Here is an 18,731-nt window from a genome sequence, read left to right on the forward strand (position 1 = left end):
TATTTAATTTAATACTTCTTTCAAAAATAATAAGGTGTGCTCCCAGGCACGTTTGGCCATCACGGGATTATATTCCGCTGACTCGGGATTCGTAAACGTATGTCCAGAATTTGCGTAGGTAATTATTTGCCAGTCTGCTTTTCCTTCATTTAATTCCTTGACCAACCCATCGTAATCTTCTTTTGATACACTCTTATCGGCTGCAGGGTGCTCAATGAGTACTTTTGTTTTAATGGAACCATTGGGTCTATCGGCAGCTTTGGATAGGCCTCCGTGGATACTGATCACGGCATTGACGGGGAAGCTGGCTCTCGCCGCTTCTAATGCTCCTGAACCTCCAAAGCAATAGCCAATGATCGCAATTTTTGTCGGATCTGCGCCTTCTTTTTTCAGTTGTTCTAATGCGAGCTTGATGCGATGCTGATAAGCTTTATAGTCCGTCTTGTAGTGGCCTGCAATTTTCGAAGCTGCGGTGTTGTCCGCAGGAATATTTCCCTCACCGTAGATGTCGGCAATGAACGCGATGTAACCTTCTTTTTCAAGAAGCAATGCCGCTTGTTTCGCTTCGTTGTCAATTCCCTTCCACGCAGGAAGAATTAAGACAGCAGGGCCTTTTTTTGCCCTATTGGCGGTTACCATGCCGTTGAGTTTTTGTTCACCATCCTGGTAAGAAACCTGTTTTAATTGTTGGGCCTGCGTAGTCATCGTGACCATAGTCAGCATCAATAGTGTCATAACTGTTTTCATCTGTAAATAATTTGTTCCGCTCATTATTTTGTGTGATCAGAAATGAACCTAATTTGGAGTCCATCTCAACTAAATATAATTTTCAATGTACATTTTTTCCGCTGTCGTCAACCTGAAGTTACGACTTTATAGATTCAATAATACCAATAACATCGAGTTGTCCGAGACCTTGGTCGTGTGCTTTCCCGTAGGTATCGAGTAATGTCTTGAGGAGGGGATATTCGGCACCGGCTTGTTGCGCCAGTCGAATATCTTTCAGCATAAGATCTAGCGCGAAAGCAGGACTGTAGTTTTCTTCCACCAGTAAAGGCGTTTTGACTTTTGTTGCGCCACTGCCACTGGCACTATCATTGATGATTTCGAGCATATCACTCCGTTGAATTCCCAGTTTATCTGAAAATAAGATCGTCTCTGCGAGACCTTGATAGATCGTTGAAAGAAAATAGTTGATCGCAAGTTTGGCGGCAATTCCCTGGCCATTTTCGCCAACATGTTTGATCGACTTGCCCATCTGCTCGAGGTATGGCCGGGCGCGATGAAGATCCTCCTGTTCACCACCGACCATAATAATCAGGGTGCCCTCTGCTGCGGGCTTGGTACTGCCGGCCACAGGTGCATCTATAAATGCGGCTCCTTTTTCTTTGAGTTTGGATGCGATAGACAGGGTGAGTTCACGGGATATGGTACTCATATCGACAAATAATTTGCCCTTGATATCTCCTTGAAGGATTTTTTCATATACTTCACTGACAGCTTCATCATTGGTGAGCATGGAGAATACAATATCAGCATGTTCGACCAATTCGGCTATACCTTCTCTGATCATTGATTGTTCTTCAAAGCCCGCTGCTTTTGCACGGTTTCTATTATAAACAGAAAGGGGGAATCCTGCTTTTTCCAGGTTTTTAGCCATGGGGTGCCCCATGTTTCCTAATCCTATAAATCCTAATTTTTCTATCTTCATCTAAAATTACATTAATAGCTCTTGAAATTTACGTCTATTAAAGATACAAATGTTTTGGTCATTCCACTAATACCCTGATTTCGTTACGAAGGAGCACTATTTTATCTTCCTGTTCCAGTTTTTTTAAAATTCGGGAGACAACTACCCGGGATGTGTTTAGGTCAGAAGCAATATCCTGATGCGTAAGGGTAAGTATTCGGTCGTTGTTCAGCTTTACTTTGGCTTTCAGATATTGGATGATTCGTTCTTCCATATTGGAAAAAGCTAGACTATCAATAGCTTGTAACATTTCGTCCATACGGCTTGAATAGCTTGATATGATGAAATTTCGCCAAGAGGGGTATTTTCCCATCCAAAGGTTGACAAGCTCATTTGGAATCATGGCAACCGTTGTTGTTTTTTCTGCGAGGGCACGAATTTCACTTTTTTTATTTCCGAGACAACAGGCTATTGACATCGTACAGGTTTGACCTTTTTCCAAATAGTAGAGCAGCAGTTCGCCTTTGTCTTCATCTTCCCGGACAATTTTTATTGCTCCATCTAGGAGAAGGGGCATCGACTTGATGTATTGATTGGTATCAATGATGAGATCCCCCTCATGAAACGTTTTGATGTGTGCGTTTTTGGCTATTGCAGTAATTAACTCTGGCTCAAGAATGCCTGTATAAGCTTGTTGGATTGACAACATACGGTATTATTTTAGTTAAAGTTAATTATTTACGGGCTTATTTTATCCCCTGGGGGTGGAAAAGAATGTTGGTGGAAAAGAATGTTGGTGGAAAAGAATGTTGGTGGAAATAATGTGTAGAAAGACCGGTTTTTTTGTGCTGTGTTTGGCGTATCCAGCAGCTAACATATAAAATCGTGAAATTCATAAATTTTGATTTATTCAAAACAGACAAAATGTTATTCTGATTATTTTTAGTGTTTTTTTAAGAATGTGATGAATGTGTTGTATTTATTTTATTTAATCTGTTTTTTTATTGCCTCTTTGTTTTAGAAGTAGCTGTTTTTCTGTAGAAGCTTAAAACTGATTTGTTTTGTATAGCGCTAGGGTCTGATAATCCTATTGTTAAAATTAGTTAAAAAGACAATCAATTCCTAATTTTGCGCCACAAAAACAAAACAATCACATCTAACATGAAAAAGTCTTTACTTTTTTTTGCCCTCGTTTTTGCTAGTTATAGTGCCGTTCATGGTCAAACAGCAAATACTAGTTCGGTTTCAGGAGTTGTCAAAGAAGCTACTGGACAAACGGTTAAAGGAGCAACCATTAAAATTACCCACATCCCAAGTGGACAAGTTGTAAGTGGCTCAGCCGATGCCCAAGGAAAATTTCAAATTTCAAATCTTCAAGAAGGAGGCCCCTACAAAGTAGAGGTAACTTACATTGGCGAAACGCCTGTTGTTTTCGAAAACATCATGCTGAAATCGGGGGAATCGTTGAATATCAATCCAATTTTTACGGCTGGATCTTCAACAAATTTGGATGAGGTTGTTGTTGTTGGTCATGGTGTTATTGATATTGCTGCGGGAAGAAAGACGCCGATTGCCGTTTCGACGATCCGTAAACAGGATTTAGAGGAAAGGGTAGGCGCACAGGATATTACTTCAGCACTAGCTAATACCCCGTCGGTTTATATCACTGGTCAGGCAAAAGGTTTTGGTGAGTCTTCTATGACAACACGTGGTTTTGATCAGTCCAATACCGCATTTTTGTTGAACGGTCAGCCGATCAATGGTATGGACAATGGAAGTGTATATTGGTCAAATTGGTCGGGACTTACAGATATTGCTTCTTTAGTGCAGATTCAACGTGGTTTGGGATCATCTAAATTAGCGATTTCATCTGTCGGCGGTACCGTAAATTACGTGACACAATCTACCGCAATGAAAGAAGGTGGTTTTGTCCGCACTACTGTTGGTAACGATATGTTTATGAAGGCAACAGTAGGTTACAATACCGGTCTGATGAAAAACGGTTTTGCTGTTTCGGCTATGTTTACGCAATGGTCAGGTAACGGTTATATGGATCATACGGAAGGTGCTGGACAAAGTTATTTCTTGTCCGTTGGATACAAAGCAAATGAAAAGCACAACCTGAACTTCATGGTAACCGGTGCACCACAGTGGCACAACCAAGGATATACCTCAAAATTGTCTAACTATCTTGCTAATGGCAGACGTTACAACGACAATTATAAGGATGCAAATGGCGTGATGATGAATGCGCAAAAGAACTTTTATCATAAGCCGGTAGCCAACTTGAACTGGGATTGGACCATCGATGATAAATCATCTTTGTCAACTGTCGTTTATGCGTCGTTAGCTGCTGGGGGCGGTCAATCGTTAAGAAGTGATAAATACAACAAAGGCAAATATTTGGCTGCTGATGTGAACAATCATCAGTGGTTTGGTATAGTTTCCAATTATAACCGTAAGCTTTCAGAGTCCCTGAATTTTAATGTGGGTTTTGATGTGAGAGATTATAAGGGTACACATTATCGTAAATTGACAGATCCACTAGGAAATACAAATGGTGTTGTATTGGGCGGTAATGTTAATTTCCCTAATAAGCCATTGGTTACCAATACATACTCAACAAATCCTTGGAAAGCTTTCTCAAGCAAACCTGATTCGCGTGAAGATCGTTTAGCTTGGGATTACAATCAATACATCCGTTATGGCGGTCTGTTCGGTCAATTGGAATATGCGAAAAATGGCTTTACAGCGTTTTTCCAAGGATCGGTTTCCGAACAACAAAACAAACGTTCTGATTATTTTCAATACACACCAGGTAATGAGGATTCTAAAGACGTGAACAACTTTGGCTACAATACGAAGGGTGGTGTAAGTTATACATTGGGACATCATAGTGTTTTTGGTAATGCGGGGTACTATTCCCGTCAGCCTTATCAAAACAATATTTTCATGAATTTTGCAAATGATATTAATGAAAATGCTGAAAATGAAAAAATCCTTGGTTTAGAGGCTGGTTATAAATTTGCTTCTCGATTCTTGGATGTGAATGTGAATGTTTACCGCACAACTTGGGAAAACCGTGTTACGGGTAGTTCGAGTTTAGCGACGGCAGATGATGTGAAAAAATACAACCCAACAAATGATCCTGGTATTTTGGTCGAAGGTGCCTATTTATATACAACAAATTACGGTGTAAAACAGGTGCATAGAGGGGTAGAAGTTGATTTTGAGGCCCGCCCAATCGAAAAATTAAGCCTAACAGGGTTTTTATCGATAGGTGACTGGAAATACGATGGCGCAGTAAACTCTGTTATACGTAACGATAACCGCGTCGAATTGGGACGTTCTCAGGTTAACTTAACCGGTGAACATGTTGGTAACGCAGCGCAAACTTCTTATGGATTTGGTGCTAAATATAAAGTGTTTAAGGGTTTGTCTGTTGACGCAAACTACAGATATTATGAGCGTTTGTATGCATCGAATTATCGTAGAGAAGTAATAGATGGCCAAACTTATGGACGTTATATGAAATTACCGTCTTTTAATCTTTTGGATGCCGGTCTTTCTTACAATGTCAAAGTAAGTGACAAGAACAGCATGAGTTTCCGTGTTAACATGAACAATGTGTTGAATAAGTTCTATATTTCGGAAGCTACTTCGAGTAACTTGGTGACAGATGTGAACAATACTTGGAATGGTATTGATACTTCCAATTTTGTTTTGATCGGACAGGGTAGAACTTGGAATGCATCTGTGAAATTTACATTCTAATAAGATTTACGTCGAATACAAAAGGTCCACAATTATTTTGTGGGCCTTTTTTTGTTTTTTAATAAAAACTTAATAATTTTAGGTGATCTAATTGTCAACCTGATGTTGCATAAATTAATTTGTCTGGAAAATTTACAGATCGGTACTGTCCATTTTTCTGCTTTTGTTGTTAATTTGGATGGTGGAAATACAGGATTTGCTTTATTTATTAACCAAGAAAATGACCCAATCTTTATTTTTCGAAAAGAAAAGAAAAATGAGGTATCTTTCCATGTAAATGAAGAGCAATTCTTTTGGATTGTAAAAAACAGCCAGTTTACACCAGGAGAACGTCAAGACTTTTTTGCTGAATTTGTTGAATTCCTGCGTTTGATGGAAGAGAAGGTTTCCAATTATGTTTTCAAAAAGGAAAAATTAATCAAATTTACAAATTCGAGGGATATTGTCCGCTATAAATACTTATACCTGACAGGTGAAATTAGTTGATAAGAATACCCGATTATAATACCTGATCTCCCGTTAGATTTCTTTTGTAATGAAATTTAGCTTAGTTTTGGGTATGAAGCATATGTTTTCAAATCTAGCTGTCATTCTACAAAACAATACTTTTGTGGAATCAGATTTTACACTGCCAGTACCCGTACTTCTTGCTAAGTTTTCTTTTTTACCTATTTCATCATTTTTTCCGGAAGCGAGTTCATCTTTTTCCGCTGATTGGTTAGACACCGTCCAACAGAGCGCGATTAGATCTACATTGGAAGGATTTAATGTCGGAATCAGTGGCGATGGTAATCCTGTCGCTTTACTTGAGCAGGCGATTGCTTTGACCAATCATGCACTTGCCTATAGCTATTTGGGGCTTTATTATTTTAAAATAGCGGCATATGACCAAGCTATTGCAACGTTTACAAGCGCAATCGAACAGTATAAAGAGGAGCCATTTTTTTATGCGAGCCGTTGTTTAGTTTATCGACTCATCGATGAAGACGAAGGTGCTTTCTATGATTATCAGATTGCCAAGAGACTGGATTTTAATTACCATAGTGTATTGGAATGGGCGGAGAATCAAGCTGAACTCACTTACTTTGAGGCCGATAATTTGGTTATTCAAGAGCTGGAATCGAAGCCAAAGCACCTGAGTACTGACGAAATAAATTCATTGGGACTTGAATATGTTCATTGCTATAGCTATCTAAAAGCAATCGGTCTTTATTCTTCTGCTATTGCGGAATCCGACAACAAGGATAGCAACCTGTTTGTTTTTAGAGGAAGTTTGTACCTGAAATTGACCTGTTTTGAATTGGCATTGTCTGATTTCAATCAGGCTATTGCTCTTGATGAGAATCGTTCTGCCGCCTATATATTTCGCGCTAAAGTGTTTGAATCCTATCGTAATTACCAAAGTGCGCTGGAAGACTATGCCAAGGCGGAGGAAATAGATCGTGATTCATCGATCGTATACGAAGAAAGGGCATCTTTGTTTGAGCGGTTGGGAAATTTTGAGGAAGCATTATTGGATTTTGATCGCCTTGTTACGCTCAATCCGGAAGATTTTTATGTGTATTCATTACGAGCCGATTTGAATGAAAAGTTGGAGGATTTACCAGGCGCACTGGCAGATTACTCGAAAGCGATCGATTTGAATCCATATTATTCTGATTTGTATTCATATCGCGCAGCAATTCGTGAAAAATTGGGTGATCCTATCGGGGCAAAAGCCGACCTGGATAAATTCAATGAATTGGAAGATGAATAAAAAAAGTCCACCTTTTGGTGGACTTTTTATACCTACTGCTCTAACTAGAGCAGCCTTTATTTAATGATCCTTTTTATCTTATTGGAACGGGTAATAAGTTTGTGCAATTTGTCATAATCCTCCGTGGCAATAGAATCGTGCAGGGATTGAAGCTGCTTGATATGTTCTTCGAGTACTTCGAGTACATTTTCGCGATTTTGCTTGAAAATAGGTGTCCACATATCGGGCGAACTTTTGGCAAGACGTACTGTAGATTCAAATCCCGAGCCTGCAAGCTCAAAGATACGCCCTTGAGATTTCTCTTTTTCCAATACTGTTAAGGCGAGGGCGAAAGAGGTCAGGTGAGAAATGTGGGATACATAAGCCGTATGCACATCATGTTCATCTGCATTCATAAAACAGCTGCGCATCTCCAATTGGTCGGTGATGGCATCGGCAATCTCGAAAGCATCCTCATCCGTTTTAAATGCTTCAACATACACCATCATTTTTCCTTTGAATAAGCCTGCTATTGCAGCTTCAGGCCCAGAATACTCTGTTCCGGCCATGGGATGGGCTGCAACATAACGGCCTCTATTGGGATGATCCTTTATTTTATTCAGAATATTCGTTTTTGTTGATCCCATGTCGATGACAACCTGGTCTGTGACCAGATCCAAGATTTGAGGAACAACATGTAAAATGGCATCAACAGGAATTGTGAGCACCAATACTTTACAGGTCTTAATCGCATCTTCTAAGCTTGCTGTTTCGTCAATGAAGCCGATATGCATCGCTTTATCTAAGTTCTTTTGACTCTTATCTACACCGATTATTTTGTCGCAGAATTTTGTTTCTTTTAGGCGAATGGCAACTGAGCCGCCGATCAAGCCTACGCCTACCAATGGCAATGTTCATATATAAACAATTATATTAAGCGTATTTTTGTTCAAATGTTATACATCGAACGCTTCATACCCTGGTTGTTTGTTGATCAATTATTCTATCGATAATTTCAAAGCAGTTAAGCTGCGCCCGAAATCGAATGTGTTAAAATTATTTTAATACGTTGGATTGATTCTTTGAGTACCTCTACCGTAGCACAGAGACTGATGCGTATATATTGATCGCCTTTATCTCCAAAAATTCCACCCGGTGTAATAAATACCCGTGATCTCTCCAAAACAGCATCACTCAGGGCATAGCCATCTCGTATTTCTCCGAATACGCGCCCATACAAATAGACCTACTTGTCTTTTTGATAAGCACAGTCCAGCAAATCCATGATCTCATAAACCTTTTGGCGCCGTTCCGCATAAATTTTGTTTAGATCAGCATACCAGGAGGCATCAAGTTGTAGGCTTTCGCCGCGGCCAGCTGAACAGGTAAAAACATGCCTGAGTCCATGTTGCTTTTGAAACGAAGCACTTGGTTTATACGTTCTTCGGCACCCACGAGCACACCAATTCGCCATCCCGCCATATTGGAAGATTTGCTCAGCGAATTCAATTCGATAGCCACATCTTTGGCGCCAGGTATACTCATAATGCTTTTTGGTGTATCTGTCAAATAAAGCTATATGGGTTATCGTGGCAAATCAGGATATTATGCTCTTTGGCAATTGAATCAGCTCTTGATAAAATGCATCGGGTGCGGAGGCACCTGTTGGCATATGGGATAGTTTATCCACATTAGTTTAACCTTTGACAAGTCTTGTTTTTTGAGCTCATTTAAATCAATAAGCCAATTTTGCTCTTGTGTAAGATTATAGGTAATCGCTTCAGCACCACTCAGCCGCACTGCGGCCGCATAAGCAGGGTAGCCAGGATTAGGTATAAGTGCCTGATCCCTTCCTGCAGGTAGGTCATACAGATATGCACAATGCCTTCTTTTGACCCAATTAAGGGTAATATTTCGGTATTGGGATTAAAAGTCGCGTTATAATAACGTTGATACCAATCTGCAACGGCTTGTCGTAGGGCAGGTGAGCCTTTATAGTTTTGATAGCCATGCACATTTGGAAGTTGGGCATTCGTAATTAATGTCTCGATCACCTCCGGATGCGGGGGTAAGTCTGGACTTCCAATTCCTAGGTTGATTACACGCGCTCCCTGTTTGTTCAACTCATCTATTTCTCTTAATTTTTTGGAGAAATAATATTCTTCAGTGTGCTGCAATCTTTTGGCAACGTCTATTTGCATTTTATTTTAATAAATTTGGTATTTGAATAAGGCTAAATTAGGGAATTATCTATTAAAAGGAGATTTTTTTATCGATTTTTCAAGCTGAACAAGCTGAATGCTTTATTCTTGCGATGCAACAATTTTATAGTCCCTTGCCAGGATATGTGCTTTTCTTGATTAATTTGTTATTTTTGTTCAATTTCCTCGTCAAAAATCTGGAAGTTAGAGGAGAGACCGACGAATTACTTTTGATGTAAAAGTAATTTGTCTTAGTTCAACATAAATGAAAACATATTTTAGGCTCTTATCGTTTGCTAAACCCATTGAGAAATTTGCAATCCCCTATGTAATTTGCACGCTGATCACGGTTGTTTTTAGCACGTTGAATTTGGCATTACTTGCTCCTTTACTCCATACACTTTTTAAAACCGGAAAAGAGGCTTGTGAAGCAGCTATTGAAGTCGTGAAACCTGAAGCGTACACAGATATTTTAGCTTGGTTCAATTACTATGCATCGATGGCAAATGAGCAGTTTGGTGCCTATGGCGCATTGCAAAGGGTCTGTATTGCAATTGTGATCTCCGTATTTATCAGTAATCTGTTTCGCTACTTCTGTCAACGCATTATGGAGAATTTCCGTATTCATACTTTGCTCAAATTGCGTAGAGCGGTATTTGACAGTGTAATGGATTTACATGTCGGTTATTTTACAGGACAACGAAAAGGAGATATTGTTTCTAAAGTGCGTCTGATGTACAGGTCGTGCAGTATTCTGTGACGGGGACTTTACAGGTGGTTTTTAAAGAGCCCTTGCAATTGATCGCTTATATCGTGATGCTTTTTAATATCTCTGCGCAATTGACATTCTTTTCACTCTTGGTCATTCCCGTCTCTGCATTTTTGATTTCTAGAATCGTTAAGAATCTTAAAAGCCAAGCGCATGCGGCACAGGAATCGTATGGAAATATGATTTCCTATTTGGACGAAGCATTGTCTGGAATAAAAATTATCAAAGCTTTCAATGCCGTTTCATTTATTAAGAACAGGTTTCATAATGAGAACGAACGTTACGCCAATATCGGTCGTGCTATGGCTAAAAGACAACAGTTAAGTTCACCTGTGTCCGAATTGCTGGGGGTAATTATGGTGGCTATTATTCTTTTGTATGGCGGCCATTTGGTGCTTTCAGGTGACAAGAATTTAACGGCGCCCGCATTTATTGCCTATATCGCTATTTTTTCACAGGTGATGCGTCCGGCAAAGGCGTTAACAGATTCTTTCAGCGGTATTCATAATGGTCTTGCTGCGGGTGAGCGTGTATTGGAACTTATCGATGAACGGACGGAAGTGAAAGATCGCGCCGACGCGAAGCTTGTGAAAAGCTTTGAGAAGAATATTGTCTTTAATCAGGTGAATTTTTCGTATACCAAAGATAAAGAGATTCTACAGAACATCGATTTGACTATAGAAAAAGGGAAGATTATTGCGTTGGTGGGACCTTCAGGTGGGGGAAAATCAACTTTAGTTGATTTAATTCCGCGTTTTATGGACGTTACTGGGGGGCAAATTTTGTTTGACGGTATTGATTTACGGGATTTAGACCAGGATTCTTTACGGGACATGATCGGTGTCGTCAATCAGGAGTCCATTTTGTTTAATGATACAATCTTCAATAATATTGCATTCGCTAATCTTTCGGCCAGTCAAGAGGAAGTAGAAGCCGCTGCACGGATTGCGAATGCGCATGAGTTTATTGTGAAAACGGAACAGGGTTATCAGACCAACATAGGTGATAGGGGCGGTAAATTATCTGGTGGCCAACGTCAGCGGATCTGTATTGCACGAGCTGTCTTGAAGAATCCACCGATCATGCTTCTTGATGAGGCGACTTCTGCTTTAGATACCGAATCTGAAAAGTTGGTGCAGGACTCCTTATATAAATTAATGGACAATAGAACAACGGTTGTGATTGCCCATCGTTTAAGTACCATTCAGAATGCGGATAAAATTGTGGTTATTGAAGCCGGAAAGATCGTAGAAGCAGGTAGCCATAGTGAGCTGATACAGCAAGAAGGATTATACCGTAAATTAATCGAAATGCAACAATTTACAGATTAGGATCCTTTTCTAAGAGCTATGTCAAATTAGTTGTTGTCACATTTTTTATTATAACTTTTGTTGCCTTTTCGGTACATTTGATTTAAGATAGGAGATACATTTAATGAACGCAATAGATAAATTGAATTTCTTGATTAACGATAAGAATTTAGCTGTCGAATTGAGAGATATAGCGGAGAAAGTTTTGCGAGAGGAGCGTATCACTTTTGAGGACGGCGTACTTTTGTATGAGAAAGGTGAGTTAGGCTACCTTGGTGTGCTTGCTAACTATATTCGCGAGAAACGCCATGGTGATCATACTTTTTTCAATCGTAATTTTCACATCGAGCCGACTAACGTCTGTGTATATGACTGTAAGTTCTGTTCGTATTCCCGCTTAATAAAAGAACGGGCTGAAGGTTGGGAGATGGAAGTCGACGGCATGATGGATATTGTGAAAAAGTACGACAAGGAGGCTGTTACTGAAGTTCATATCACCGGAGGGTTGTTCCTAAGCAGAACCTCGAATTTTATGCCGATTTTTTTCGCAAATGTAAAGCACATCGTCCCCGAGTTGCATATCAAAGGACTTACACCTGTAGAGTATTACTATATTTTCAAGAAAGCAAAATTGAGCCATTACGACGGATTGAAGTATCTGCAATCCTGCGGATTAGATTCTATGCCGGGCGGTGGTGCGGAAATCTTTCATCCAGAATCAGAGAGCAGATTGCACATGATAAATGCACAGCCGAACAATGGCTGGATATTCATGAGCAGGCGCATAAGCTGGGCATGCATACCAATGCAACCATGCTGTACGGCCATATAGAGCAGTTTTGGCATCGTGTCGATCATATGGAGCGCTTAAGACAGCTACAGGATAAGACTGGCGGTTTTCAGACCTTTATTCCACTAAAATTAGAAACAAGGAGAATCAAATGTCCCATATTCCGGAGGTATCCGTTATTGAAGACCTCAGGAATTACGCGATCGCTCGAATTTACATGGATAATTTTGATCATATTAAAGCTTATTGGGCAATGATATCTAGAGATACGGCCCAGTTGTCCTTGGCTTTTGGGTCGATGATATAGACGGAACACTGGATGATACGACAAAAATATACAGCATGGCAGGAGCAGAAGAGCAAAAACCGGGGATGACCACACAAGAGGTTGTCGAGCTGATAAAAAATGTTGGACGCCATCCGATTGGAAAGAGATACCCTCTACAATGTGGTATCCGATTATAATGATGTTGTTTTTGATCAAGTTGATCAAAAGAAAAGCTATTACGCATTACCTGTTGTCAATTCATAACTCATATCGCACGTTGAAAAAGACATTTTATTTTATACGACACGGACAGACTGATCTAAATTTAAGAGGTATTGTGCAGGGGCGGGGTGTTAATTCCCCACTCAATAAAATGGGCATAGCTCAAGCTCAGGCTTTCTTTGATCACTATAGTACGGTGCCTTTTGATAAGATATATACCTCCACTTTATTGCGTACTCATCAAACTGTACAGGGGTTCATTGATTTGGATTTACCTTGGGAACAGCTTGTTGGTTTGGATGAAATAAGCTGGGGAGTTTATGAAGGAAAAGAACAAACACCGGAGTTGCTAGCTGGTTTTGAAAAATTGGTCGCAGCATGGCGCAATGGAGAATTGGATGTCAGTATCGAAAACGGAGAGTCTCCTCATGAATTAATGGCGCGTCAACAAGTCGCCTTGGATCATATGCTCGCTCAGACAGATGAAAAAAAACATATTAGTCTGTATGCACGGTCGTGCTTTACGGATTATGCTTTGTCTAATGACTGGTGTCGATGCCCGTTATATGGATGATTTCCCGCATACAAATACTGCTTTATATAAATTGCTGTATGATAATGGTCAATTTGAGATTGTAGACCATTACAATACCGCACACTTAGAAGCATTGATAAATGAATAAAATTAGAGTTTCTGCCGTATCGTATACCAATACTTATCCATTTTTGAATGGAATACGTAAATCGAAAGTGATGGAGCAAATCGACTTGAGCGTCGATTATCCAAGTGCCTGTGCACAGAAAGTAATCGACGATCAAGCTGATATCGGGATTATACCGACAGCTGCCTTATTAAGTCTACCCGAGTACTATATTAATACCGATTTTTGTATCGGCACGGAAGGTGCTGTCGATTCTGTCTTTATTTTTGCCAATAAACCCATTGAAGAGGTAAAAACTTTACGTTTAGATAAGCAATCGCGCACTTCAAATGGTTTAGCACGTGTATTGATAAAAAATTATTGGAAAAAGGATGTGGAATTGATCGCTGATGAATCTATCGAGCCAGATGCCTATGTTTTAATTGGGGATCGTACTTTCGGTAAGAAGAATGCAATACCCTATGTTTATGATTTGGGGGAAGAGTGGTTTAATTTCACCGGACTTCCTTTCGCTTTTGCCTTATGGGTAAGTAACAAAAAACTTCCCGACTCTTTTGTAGAGGAATTCAATGAAGCTTTAGCGTATGGCGTTGAACATGCAACCGATGTGATAGCCGGTCTCCCAGAATTTGAGGACTTTGATTATACCAAATATCTGACAGAGCATCTTAATTTCCATTTGACAGCCAAGAAACGCGAAGCTGTACAATTGTATCTCCGGTATTTAAAAGAATTGGATTAACCCGGGGGTGCTTGGCCTGAACAGGAACGATGACATACCCTGAAAAATTTTAAATCAGAATCGCCAGGTAAGCCTTACACGGTATTGTGAAGGCTTACCTGGCGATTGATTTCCAAAGAAGAAAATACAAGAATTGAAGCCACCGTTTTACACTTGAATTCCAATTAACCAATGTTTTGGACCTTTAAGTACGTCCAATTTTTACTTTACGTCCTTTGATTTTTTGCCCATTTGCCTTGTTGATAATAAAAGGAGCAAGCTTTCTTTTAACGGCGACATAAGCGACCTTATCTTTCACTTCTATTATACCAATGTCGTCTTTTTCAACACCTTCCAAATGCAGGAGAAAACCTACAATGTCAATTTTATTGACTTTGTCTTTTCTTCCAGCACTAACATAAAGTGTGGCGAAAGGTGAATTTTCAGGAAGATCATAGTATTCGGGAAATTCCTCTTCAGGTATTTCCTCCGCTATATAGGGATACGCTTCTTCCGGCTTTAAGATGACATAGACATCACCCTTTGCCTGCATACGCGCAGTACGTCCATTGCGATGAATAAAGCCATCTTCTTTATGCGGTAGCTGATAATGAATAATGGCATCAACTTCGGGGATATCCAGCCCTCTTGCAGCCAAATCGGTCGTGATCAAAACATTGTTGGAATGATTACGGAATTTGAGAAGCGCCAGTTCACGATCTTGCTGTTCAAGTCCGCCATGAAAGGTGTCGTGAATAATATTGCGATTATCCAGTAGTTCGCTGATGTGATCGACGGCATCGCGATGGTTACAGAAGATAATCATTTTTTTCGTCCCAATCTTGCAGATAAGTTTTAGTAGTGCCTCCAATTTCTTTTGAACAGGGGCAACTACTTTTTTAATTGTAATGCGGGGTATATTTTGTGAATTATTCAAAAATCGACAAGAATAGGCTCCTCTATCTGTGTAAAAGGCGGAATTGCATCCATCATCGTTGCAGAAGTCAATATCCGCGATCTGATGGCCGGTATATGTCGAATAATAAAATCCATTTGTTGCTGAAATCCCAGTTCCAACGATTTATCAAATTCGTCTAGCACGAGGGTATGAATACCGGAAGGATCAAAATTTCCTTCTTCGATATGTTGTTTTATGCGTCCTGGAGTTCCTATAATAATTCCGGGAGCATCCTTGAATTCATTTTTTTCAATACGGGTACTATGACCGCCATAGGCACAGGTGACTTTGTGGCCAGTGGCTACCTTGCGAAGCACTTGCTCTATCTGTAAGGCCAGTTCGCGGGTCGGCACTAAGATCAGTACTTGAACCTCCCGAACGATTTCCTTCAGTTGCTCTAAAATGAGCAATGAAAAGGCCAAGGTTTTGCCAGATCCTGTGGGTGAAAGTAAGATGAAATCATGATCTTTTTGGTACGATTCCACTACTTTTTCTTGCATCTCATTTAAGGATGAGATACCTAATTTATTTAAAATAGCTTCTAGCTGCATTCAGCAAAAATACAAAATACCGCTATTTTGAAAGGAACAAACTCGAATGAAAATTTTTTAGGCATTTTGTAATTAAAAAAACAAGGTAATCAGTCTATAAAAGATGATTACCTTGCCTTGATTTTTATCGGTATACTGAAACACGCGGTATAGTTGCCGAGTTATTAATTTTCCATAAGTATTGTTTTATAGGATATCAATACCTTCTTGTCTTAATGTTTCTTTTTTGTCCTCTTCCCAGATACTGACTTGGACTTCTCCAATATGTTGTTTTTTGAGCATAAACATACAGACACGGGATTGTCCGATTCCACCGCCCATAGATTCCGGCAATTGATCATTGAGAAGCATGCTATGGAAAGTCAGTTTGGATTTTTCAGTGCAATTTCTGATTTCCATCTGATGTGCCAAAGCGGTTTTATCGACGCGAATCCCCATGGAAGAAAGCTCAAAGGCTGAATTTAAGATGGGGTTCCATACGAGAATATCTCCATTCAATCCTTTGTGTCCAGCCTCATTTGCAGTACTCCAATCGTCGTAGTCTGCTGCGCGACCATCGTGTGCAACACCATTGCTGAGTGCCCCGCCGATACCATATAAAAATACTGCACCATATTCTTTTGTGATGGTATTTTCACGTTCTTTTGCAGTTAGATTAGGATATTTTTGCAGAAGTTCTTCTGCTGCAATAAATGTAATGGTTTCTGGAAGAATAGCTTTTATCTGTGGATACTTGCTTTCAACCTGTTGTTCTGTATAGCGTAATGCATCGTAAATTTTTAATACGGTATCTTTCAGTAAGGCCAAAGTACGTTGATCTTTATCGATTACTTTTTCCCAATCCCATTGGTCTACATATATCGAATGAATAGGGGTGTAATCTTCATCAGGACGCAGTGCTTTCATGTCGGTCACGATGCCTTCCCCGGGTAACATTTCAAGTTCTTTTAAACGGACTCTTTTCCATTTTGCCAATGAATGTACGACGACAGCCCTTTTTTCATTCAATGATTTAATCGGAAATGATACCGGGCGCTCAATTCCATTTAAGTCATCATTTAATCCTGTGCCGTCTAAAACCACCAAAGGCGATGAGATCGGAATTAAATTTAATGCTTTCTTTAGTTGTTGGACAAATGTATCTTTAACGAAGCTGATAGCAACTTCGGTATTTAAAAGTTTTCTTCCCTCCATATGAGTTAAATGAAATACCATGTGCGGATTGATACGCATGGTTTTATTTTTTATTCAGTTATTTCCTACAAAAGTATGAAAATATCACTGGTTAATCTGTTTGGTTGTGATTTTTAATATTTATCCATTAAAAAGTTGAAAAAATAAAAAAATTCTAACAAAATGAAGGTAGGTCAATATTTAATTATAAAACTAATAATTTGTTGGTGCAACTAAAAGTGTTTGGTTACTTACTAAAAGAGCCCTGAATATTTCAGGGCTCTTTTATTTATGGTGGATCGACGTGATTGATTAAACGGAGAAACTTTCGCCGCATGCACAGGTCCGGCTCGCATTAGGGTTATGGAATTCAAAACCTTTTCCGTTCAAACCATCGGAATAATCCAGTTCTGTACCTGCTAGGTATAAAAACGATTTTATATCCAAACAGACTTTCACGCCTTTATCTTCGAAAAATTGATCACCTTTTTTTTCTTCGTTATCGAAGTTCAGCTTATAACTCAAGCCCGAACAACCGCCACTTTCCACAGCAACACGCACAAAGTAATTGCTGTCATATTGCTCATCCTTCATGATTTCCTCGATACGAGTTTTTGCTTTGTCAGTAACTGTAATCATAGTAATATCCTTTGTATAGCACAAAGATACATACAATCTTGTTATATTTCGCCTGTTATAAAGTTTTTAGAATGTCATAAATTAATCGATCAGGCCAGCTTTGAAAAGTTGCCAGATGGGGGATTGATCGCGGATTTTGCGAACCGCATCTGTGACCAATTGAGCGCATTGTATAATATCCTCTTGAGTCGTAAATATGCTTAAGCTAAAGCGAATGGCCGACAATGCATCTTCTTTGGAAACATTCATAGCCATTAAAACATGGGACGGTTCTCTGGACCCGGTTACACAGGCTGAGCCCGAGGAAAGGGCCAAAGCAGGGCAGGCAGTCATTATTTCGCTGGCTAGGATGTGTTTAAAACTAATGTAACTGGTGTTGGGTAGGCGGGGTACATTTTTTCCATGAATGATGATTTCAGGAATATCACTTAAAAGTTCTTCCAATAGATCGCGGTTTCGTTCGACCGTATCATAAGATGCTGGATTAATCAGAGACAGGGCTTTTCCAAAGCCGACGATAGCTGGAACGTTGTATGTGCCGCCTCTAAATCCGCTTTCCTGACCACCACCTACAAGCAGCGGAGCAATCTGAATCGGCTTCGATTTTCGACGGATGTATAAGGCACCGATTCCCTTCGGGCCATGAAGTTTATGCGCGCTCAGGCATAAAAGGTCAATCGGGACTTTTTGTAGATCAATGTTGATTTTTCCAATAGCCTGCGTAGCGTCACAGAAAAATAAGATGTCTTTCTCCTTACAAATAGTGGCGATTTGAGTTAGCGATGTGCATACTCCTGTCTCGTTATTGGCCGCCATGATGCAAACGAGTATGGTCTGGGAGCTCATCGCATTTTTTAAATCGTCTATACGAATCATTCCTTGTGCATCGACGGGGAGATAGCTGATCTGCGCTCCTTTTTTCGTCAGTTGTTCACAGCAGCTTAATACAGCTTTGTGTTCTGTTGAAACGGTGATAATATGATTTCCCTTGGATTGATATTTGTCAAATATGCCACAGATTACGGTATTAATACTTTCTGTTGCACCTGAATTGAAAAATAGTTCTTTTGGTGAACAATTCAGTGCTTCAGCTATTTGCGCTTTAGCCAGTTGGACGGCGGCATTGGCTTCACGCCCCATTTGGTGATAGACACTCGATGCATTCGCATAGTTTTGGATGAAGTAGGGCGTCATGGTATTCCATACCTCATCCAAAATTCGCGTTGTTGCGTTGTTGTCCAAATAAATCATATCCTTCATCAGGATAA

At 39.8% G+C, this 18,731-nt stretch carries 21 protein-coding genes and 1 pseudogene; 9 read left to right on the forward strand and 13 right to left on the reverse strand.

Features of this window, described 5'->3' with window-relative positions; all coding sequences use genetic code 11:
- Window positions 1–3: 3 nt before the first annotated feature.
- From DTA23_RS22425 to DTA23_RS22435, 3 genes are all read right to left on the reverse strand, one after another.
- Window positions 4–747: a dienelactone hydrolase family protein gene (locus DTA23_RS22425; RefSeq protein WP_112376564.1), complete on the reverse strand. Its 744-nt coding sequence runs from the start codon at window positions 745–747 to the stop codon at window positions 4–6.
- Between the two features lie 118 nt (window positions 748–865).
- Window positions 866–1,711, reverse strand: a complete 846-nt coding sequence (locus tag DTA23_RS22430) for an NAD(P)-dependent oxidoreductase (RefSeq protein WP_112376102.1) — start codon at window positions 1,709–1,711, stop codon at window positions 866–868.
- A gap of 58 nt (window positions 1,712–1,769) precedes the next feature.
- Window positions 1,770–2,399 carry a Crp/Fnr family transcriptional regulator gene (locus DTA23_RS22435; RefSeq protein WP_070567849.1) on the reverse strand — a complete coding sequence of 210 codons (630 nt, stop codon included), beginning with the start codon at window positions 2,397–2,399 and terminating at the stop codon, window positions 1,770–1,772.
- Between the two features lie 452 nt (window positions 2,400–2,851).
- Between DTA23_RS22435 and DTA23_RS22440 the strand changes: the two genes are divergently transcribed.
- The 3 genes from DTA23_RS22440 to DTA23_RS22450 all read left to right on the forward strand — a co-directional run bounded on the left by DTA23_RS22440 (window position 2,852) and on the right by DTA23_RS22450 (window position 7,220).
- Window positions 2,852–5,464, forward strand: a complete 2,613-nt coding sequence (locus DTA23_RS22440; protein WP_112376103.1) for a TonB-dependent receptor — start codon at window positions 2,852–2,854, stop codon at window positions 5,462–5,464.
- A 102-nt stretch (window positions 5,465–5,566) separates the two neighbouring features.
- Window positions 5,567–5,950 carry a hypothetical protein gene (locus tag DTA23_RS22445; protein ID WP_088162243.1) on the forward strand — a complete coding sequence of 128 codons (384 nt, stop codon included), beginning with the start codon at window positions 5,567–5,569 and terminating at the stop codon, window positions 5,948–5,950.
- A gap of 124 nt (window positions 5,951–6,074) precedes the next feature.
- A complete protein-coding gene (locus DTA23_RS22450; RefSeq protein ID WP_204991041.1) occupies window positions 6,075–7,220 on the forward strand; it encodes a tetratricopeptide repeat protein in 1,146 nt (381 codons plus the stop codon).
- A 56-nt stretch (window positions 7,221–7,276) separates the two neighbouring features.
- On the opposite strand, the gene DTA23_RS22455 is transcribed toward DTA23_RS22450, so the two are convergent.
- From DTA23_RS22455 to DTA23_RS29700, 5 genes are all read right to left on the reverse strand, one after another.
- A complete protein-coding gene (locus tag DTA23_RS22455) occupies window positions 7,277–8,110 on the reverse strand; it encodes a prephenate dehydrogenase (RefSeq protein ID WP_112376105.1) in 834 nt (277 codons plus the stop codon).
- Window positions 8,111–8,223: 113 nt separating this feature from the next.
- Entirely contained in the window at window positions 8,224–8,439 is a 216-nt protein-coding gene (locus DTA23_RS29685; protein ID WP_256604610.1) for a hypothetical protein, read from the reverse strand.
- Window positions 8,440–8,525: 86 nt separating this feature from the next.
- A complete protein-coding gene (locus DTA23_RS29690; protein WP_256604611.1) occupies window positions 8,526–8,744 on the reverse strand; it encodes an aminotransferase class I/II-fold pyridoxal phosphate-dependent enzyme in 219 nt (72 codons plus the stop codon).
- An 81-nt stretch (window positions 8,745–8,825) separates the two neighbouring features.
- A complete protein-coding gene (locus DTA23_RS29695; RefSeq protein WP_256604612.1) occupies window positions 8,826–8,999 on the reverse strand; it encodes a hypothetical protein in 174 nt (57 codons plus the stop codon).
- Complete coding sequence (locus DTA23_RS29700) at window positions 8,990–9,400, reverse strand: aminotransferase class I/II-fold pyridoxal phosphate-dependent enzyme (protein ID WP_256604613.1); 411 nt, start codon at window positions 9,398–9,400, stop codon at window positions 8,990–8,992. Before DTA23_RS29700 ends, DTA23_RS29695 begins: the two co-directional genes overlap by 10 nt.
- Window positions 9,401–9,665: 265 nt before the next feature.
- On the opposite strand from DTA23_RS29700, the pseudogene DTA23_RS22465 reads away from it, so the two are divergent.
- The 6 genes and pseudogenes from DTA23_RS22465 to DTA23_RS22480 all read left to right on the forward strand — a co-directional run bounded on the left by DTA23_RS22465 (window position 9,666) and on the right by DTA23_RS22480 (window position 14,163).
- Window positions 9,666–11,500, forward strand: a pseudogene (locus DTA23_RS22465) (ABC transporter ATP-binding protein).
- Window positions 11,501–11,603: 103 nt separating this feature from the next.
- The gene (locus tag DTA23_RS29705; protein ID WP_256604614.1) at window positions 11,604–12,311 is read left to right on the forward strand and encodes a radical SAM protein; all 708 of its coding nucleotides are present in this window, start codon (window positions 11,604–11,606) and stop codon (window positions 12,309–12,311) included.
- 364 nt (window positions 12,312–12,675) lie between these two features.
- A complete protein-coding gene (locus DTA23_RS29710) occupies window positions 12,676–12,801 on the forward strand; it encodes a hypothetical protein (RefSeq protein WP_256604615.1) in 126 nt (41 codons plus the stop codon).
- A gap of 13 nt (window positions 12,802–12,814) precedes the next feature.
- Window positions 12,815–13,333 (forward strand): histidine phosphatase family protein, encoded by a 519-nt coding sequence (locus DTA23_RS22475; RefSeq protein ID WP_370445126.1) that lies wholly within the window; start codon window positions 12,815–12,817, stop codon window positions 13,331–13,333.
- Window positions 13,302–13,442 (forward strand): hypothetical protein, encoded by a 141-nt coding sequence (locus DTA23_RS30635; protein WP_370445127.1) that lies wholly within the window; start codon window positions 13,302–13,304, stop codon window positions 13,440–13,442. The genes DTA23_RS22475 and DTA23_RS30635 overlap by 32 nt, the downstream gene beginning before the upstream one ends.
- Window positions 13,435–14,163: a menaquinone biosynthetic enzyme MqnA/MqnD family protein gene (locus DTA23_RS22480; RefSeq protein ID WP_112376106.1), complete on the forward strand. Its 729-nt coding sequence runs from the start codon at window positions 13,435–13,437 to the stop codon at window positions 14,161–14,163. The genes DTA23_RS30635 and DTA23_RS22480 overlap by 8 nt, the downstream gene beginning before the upstream one ends.
- 184 nt (window positions 14,164–14,347) lie before the next feature.
- On the opposite strand, the gene DTA23_RS29715 is transcribed toward DTA23_RS22480, so the two are convergent.
- From DTA23_RS29715 to DTA23_RS22500, 5 genes are all read right to left on the reverse strand, one after another.
- Window positions 14,348–15,079: a helicase-related protein gene (locus tag DTA23_RS29715; protein ID WP_256604616.1), complete on the reverse strand. Its 732-nt coding sequence runs from the start codon at window positions 15,077–15,079 to the stop codon at window positions 14,348–14,350.
- Window positions 15,076–15,600, reverse strand: a complete 525-nt coding sequence (locus DTA23_RS29720) for a DEAD/DEAH box helicase family protein (protein WP_256604617.1) — start codon at window positions 15,598–15,600, stop codon at window positions 15,076–15,078. Before DTA23_RS29720 ends, DTA23_RS29715 begins: the two co-directional genes overlap by 4 nt.
- Window positions 15,601–15,837: 237 nt before the next feature.
- The gene (gene asnA, locus DTA23_RS22490) at window positions 15,838–16,884 is read right to left on the reverse strand and encodes an aspartate--ammonia ligase (RefSeq protein ID WP_236560234.1); all 1,047 of its coding nucleotides are present in this window, start codon (window positions 16,882–16,884) and stop codon (window positions 15,838–15,840) included.
- Between the two features lie 252 nt (window positions 16,885–17,136).
- A complete protein-coding gene (locus tag DTA23_RS22495; RefSeq protein WP_046675441.1) occupies window positions 17,137–17,463 on the reverse strand; it encodes a HesB/IscA family protein in 327 nt (108 codons plus the stop codon).
- A gap of 81 nt (window positions 17,464–17,544) precedes the next feature.
- Window positions 17,545–18,723: a cysteine desulfurase family protein gene (locus DTA23_RS22500; RefSeq protein ID WP_239468837.1), complete on the reverse strand. Its 1,179-nt coding sequence runs from the start codon at window positions 18,721–18,723 to the stop codon at window positions 17,545–17,547.
- Window positions 18,724–18,731: the final 8 nt, after the last annotated feature.

This window comes from Sphingobacterium multivorum (assembly GCF_900457465.1).
Classification (GTDB): domain Bacteria; phylum Bacteroidota; class Bacteroidia; order Sphingobacteriales; family Sphingobacteriaceae; genus Sphingobacterium; species Sphingobacterium multivorum.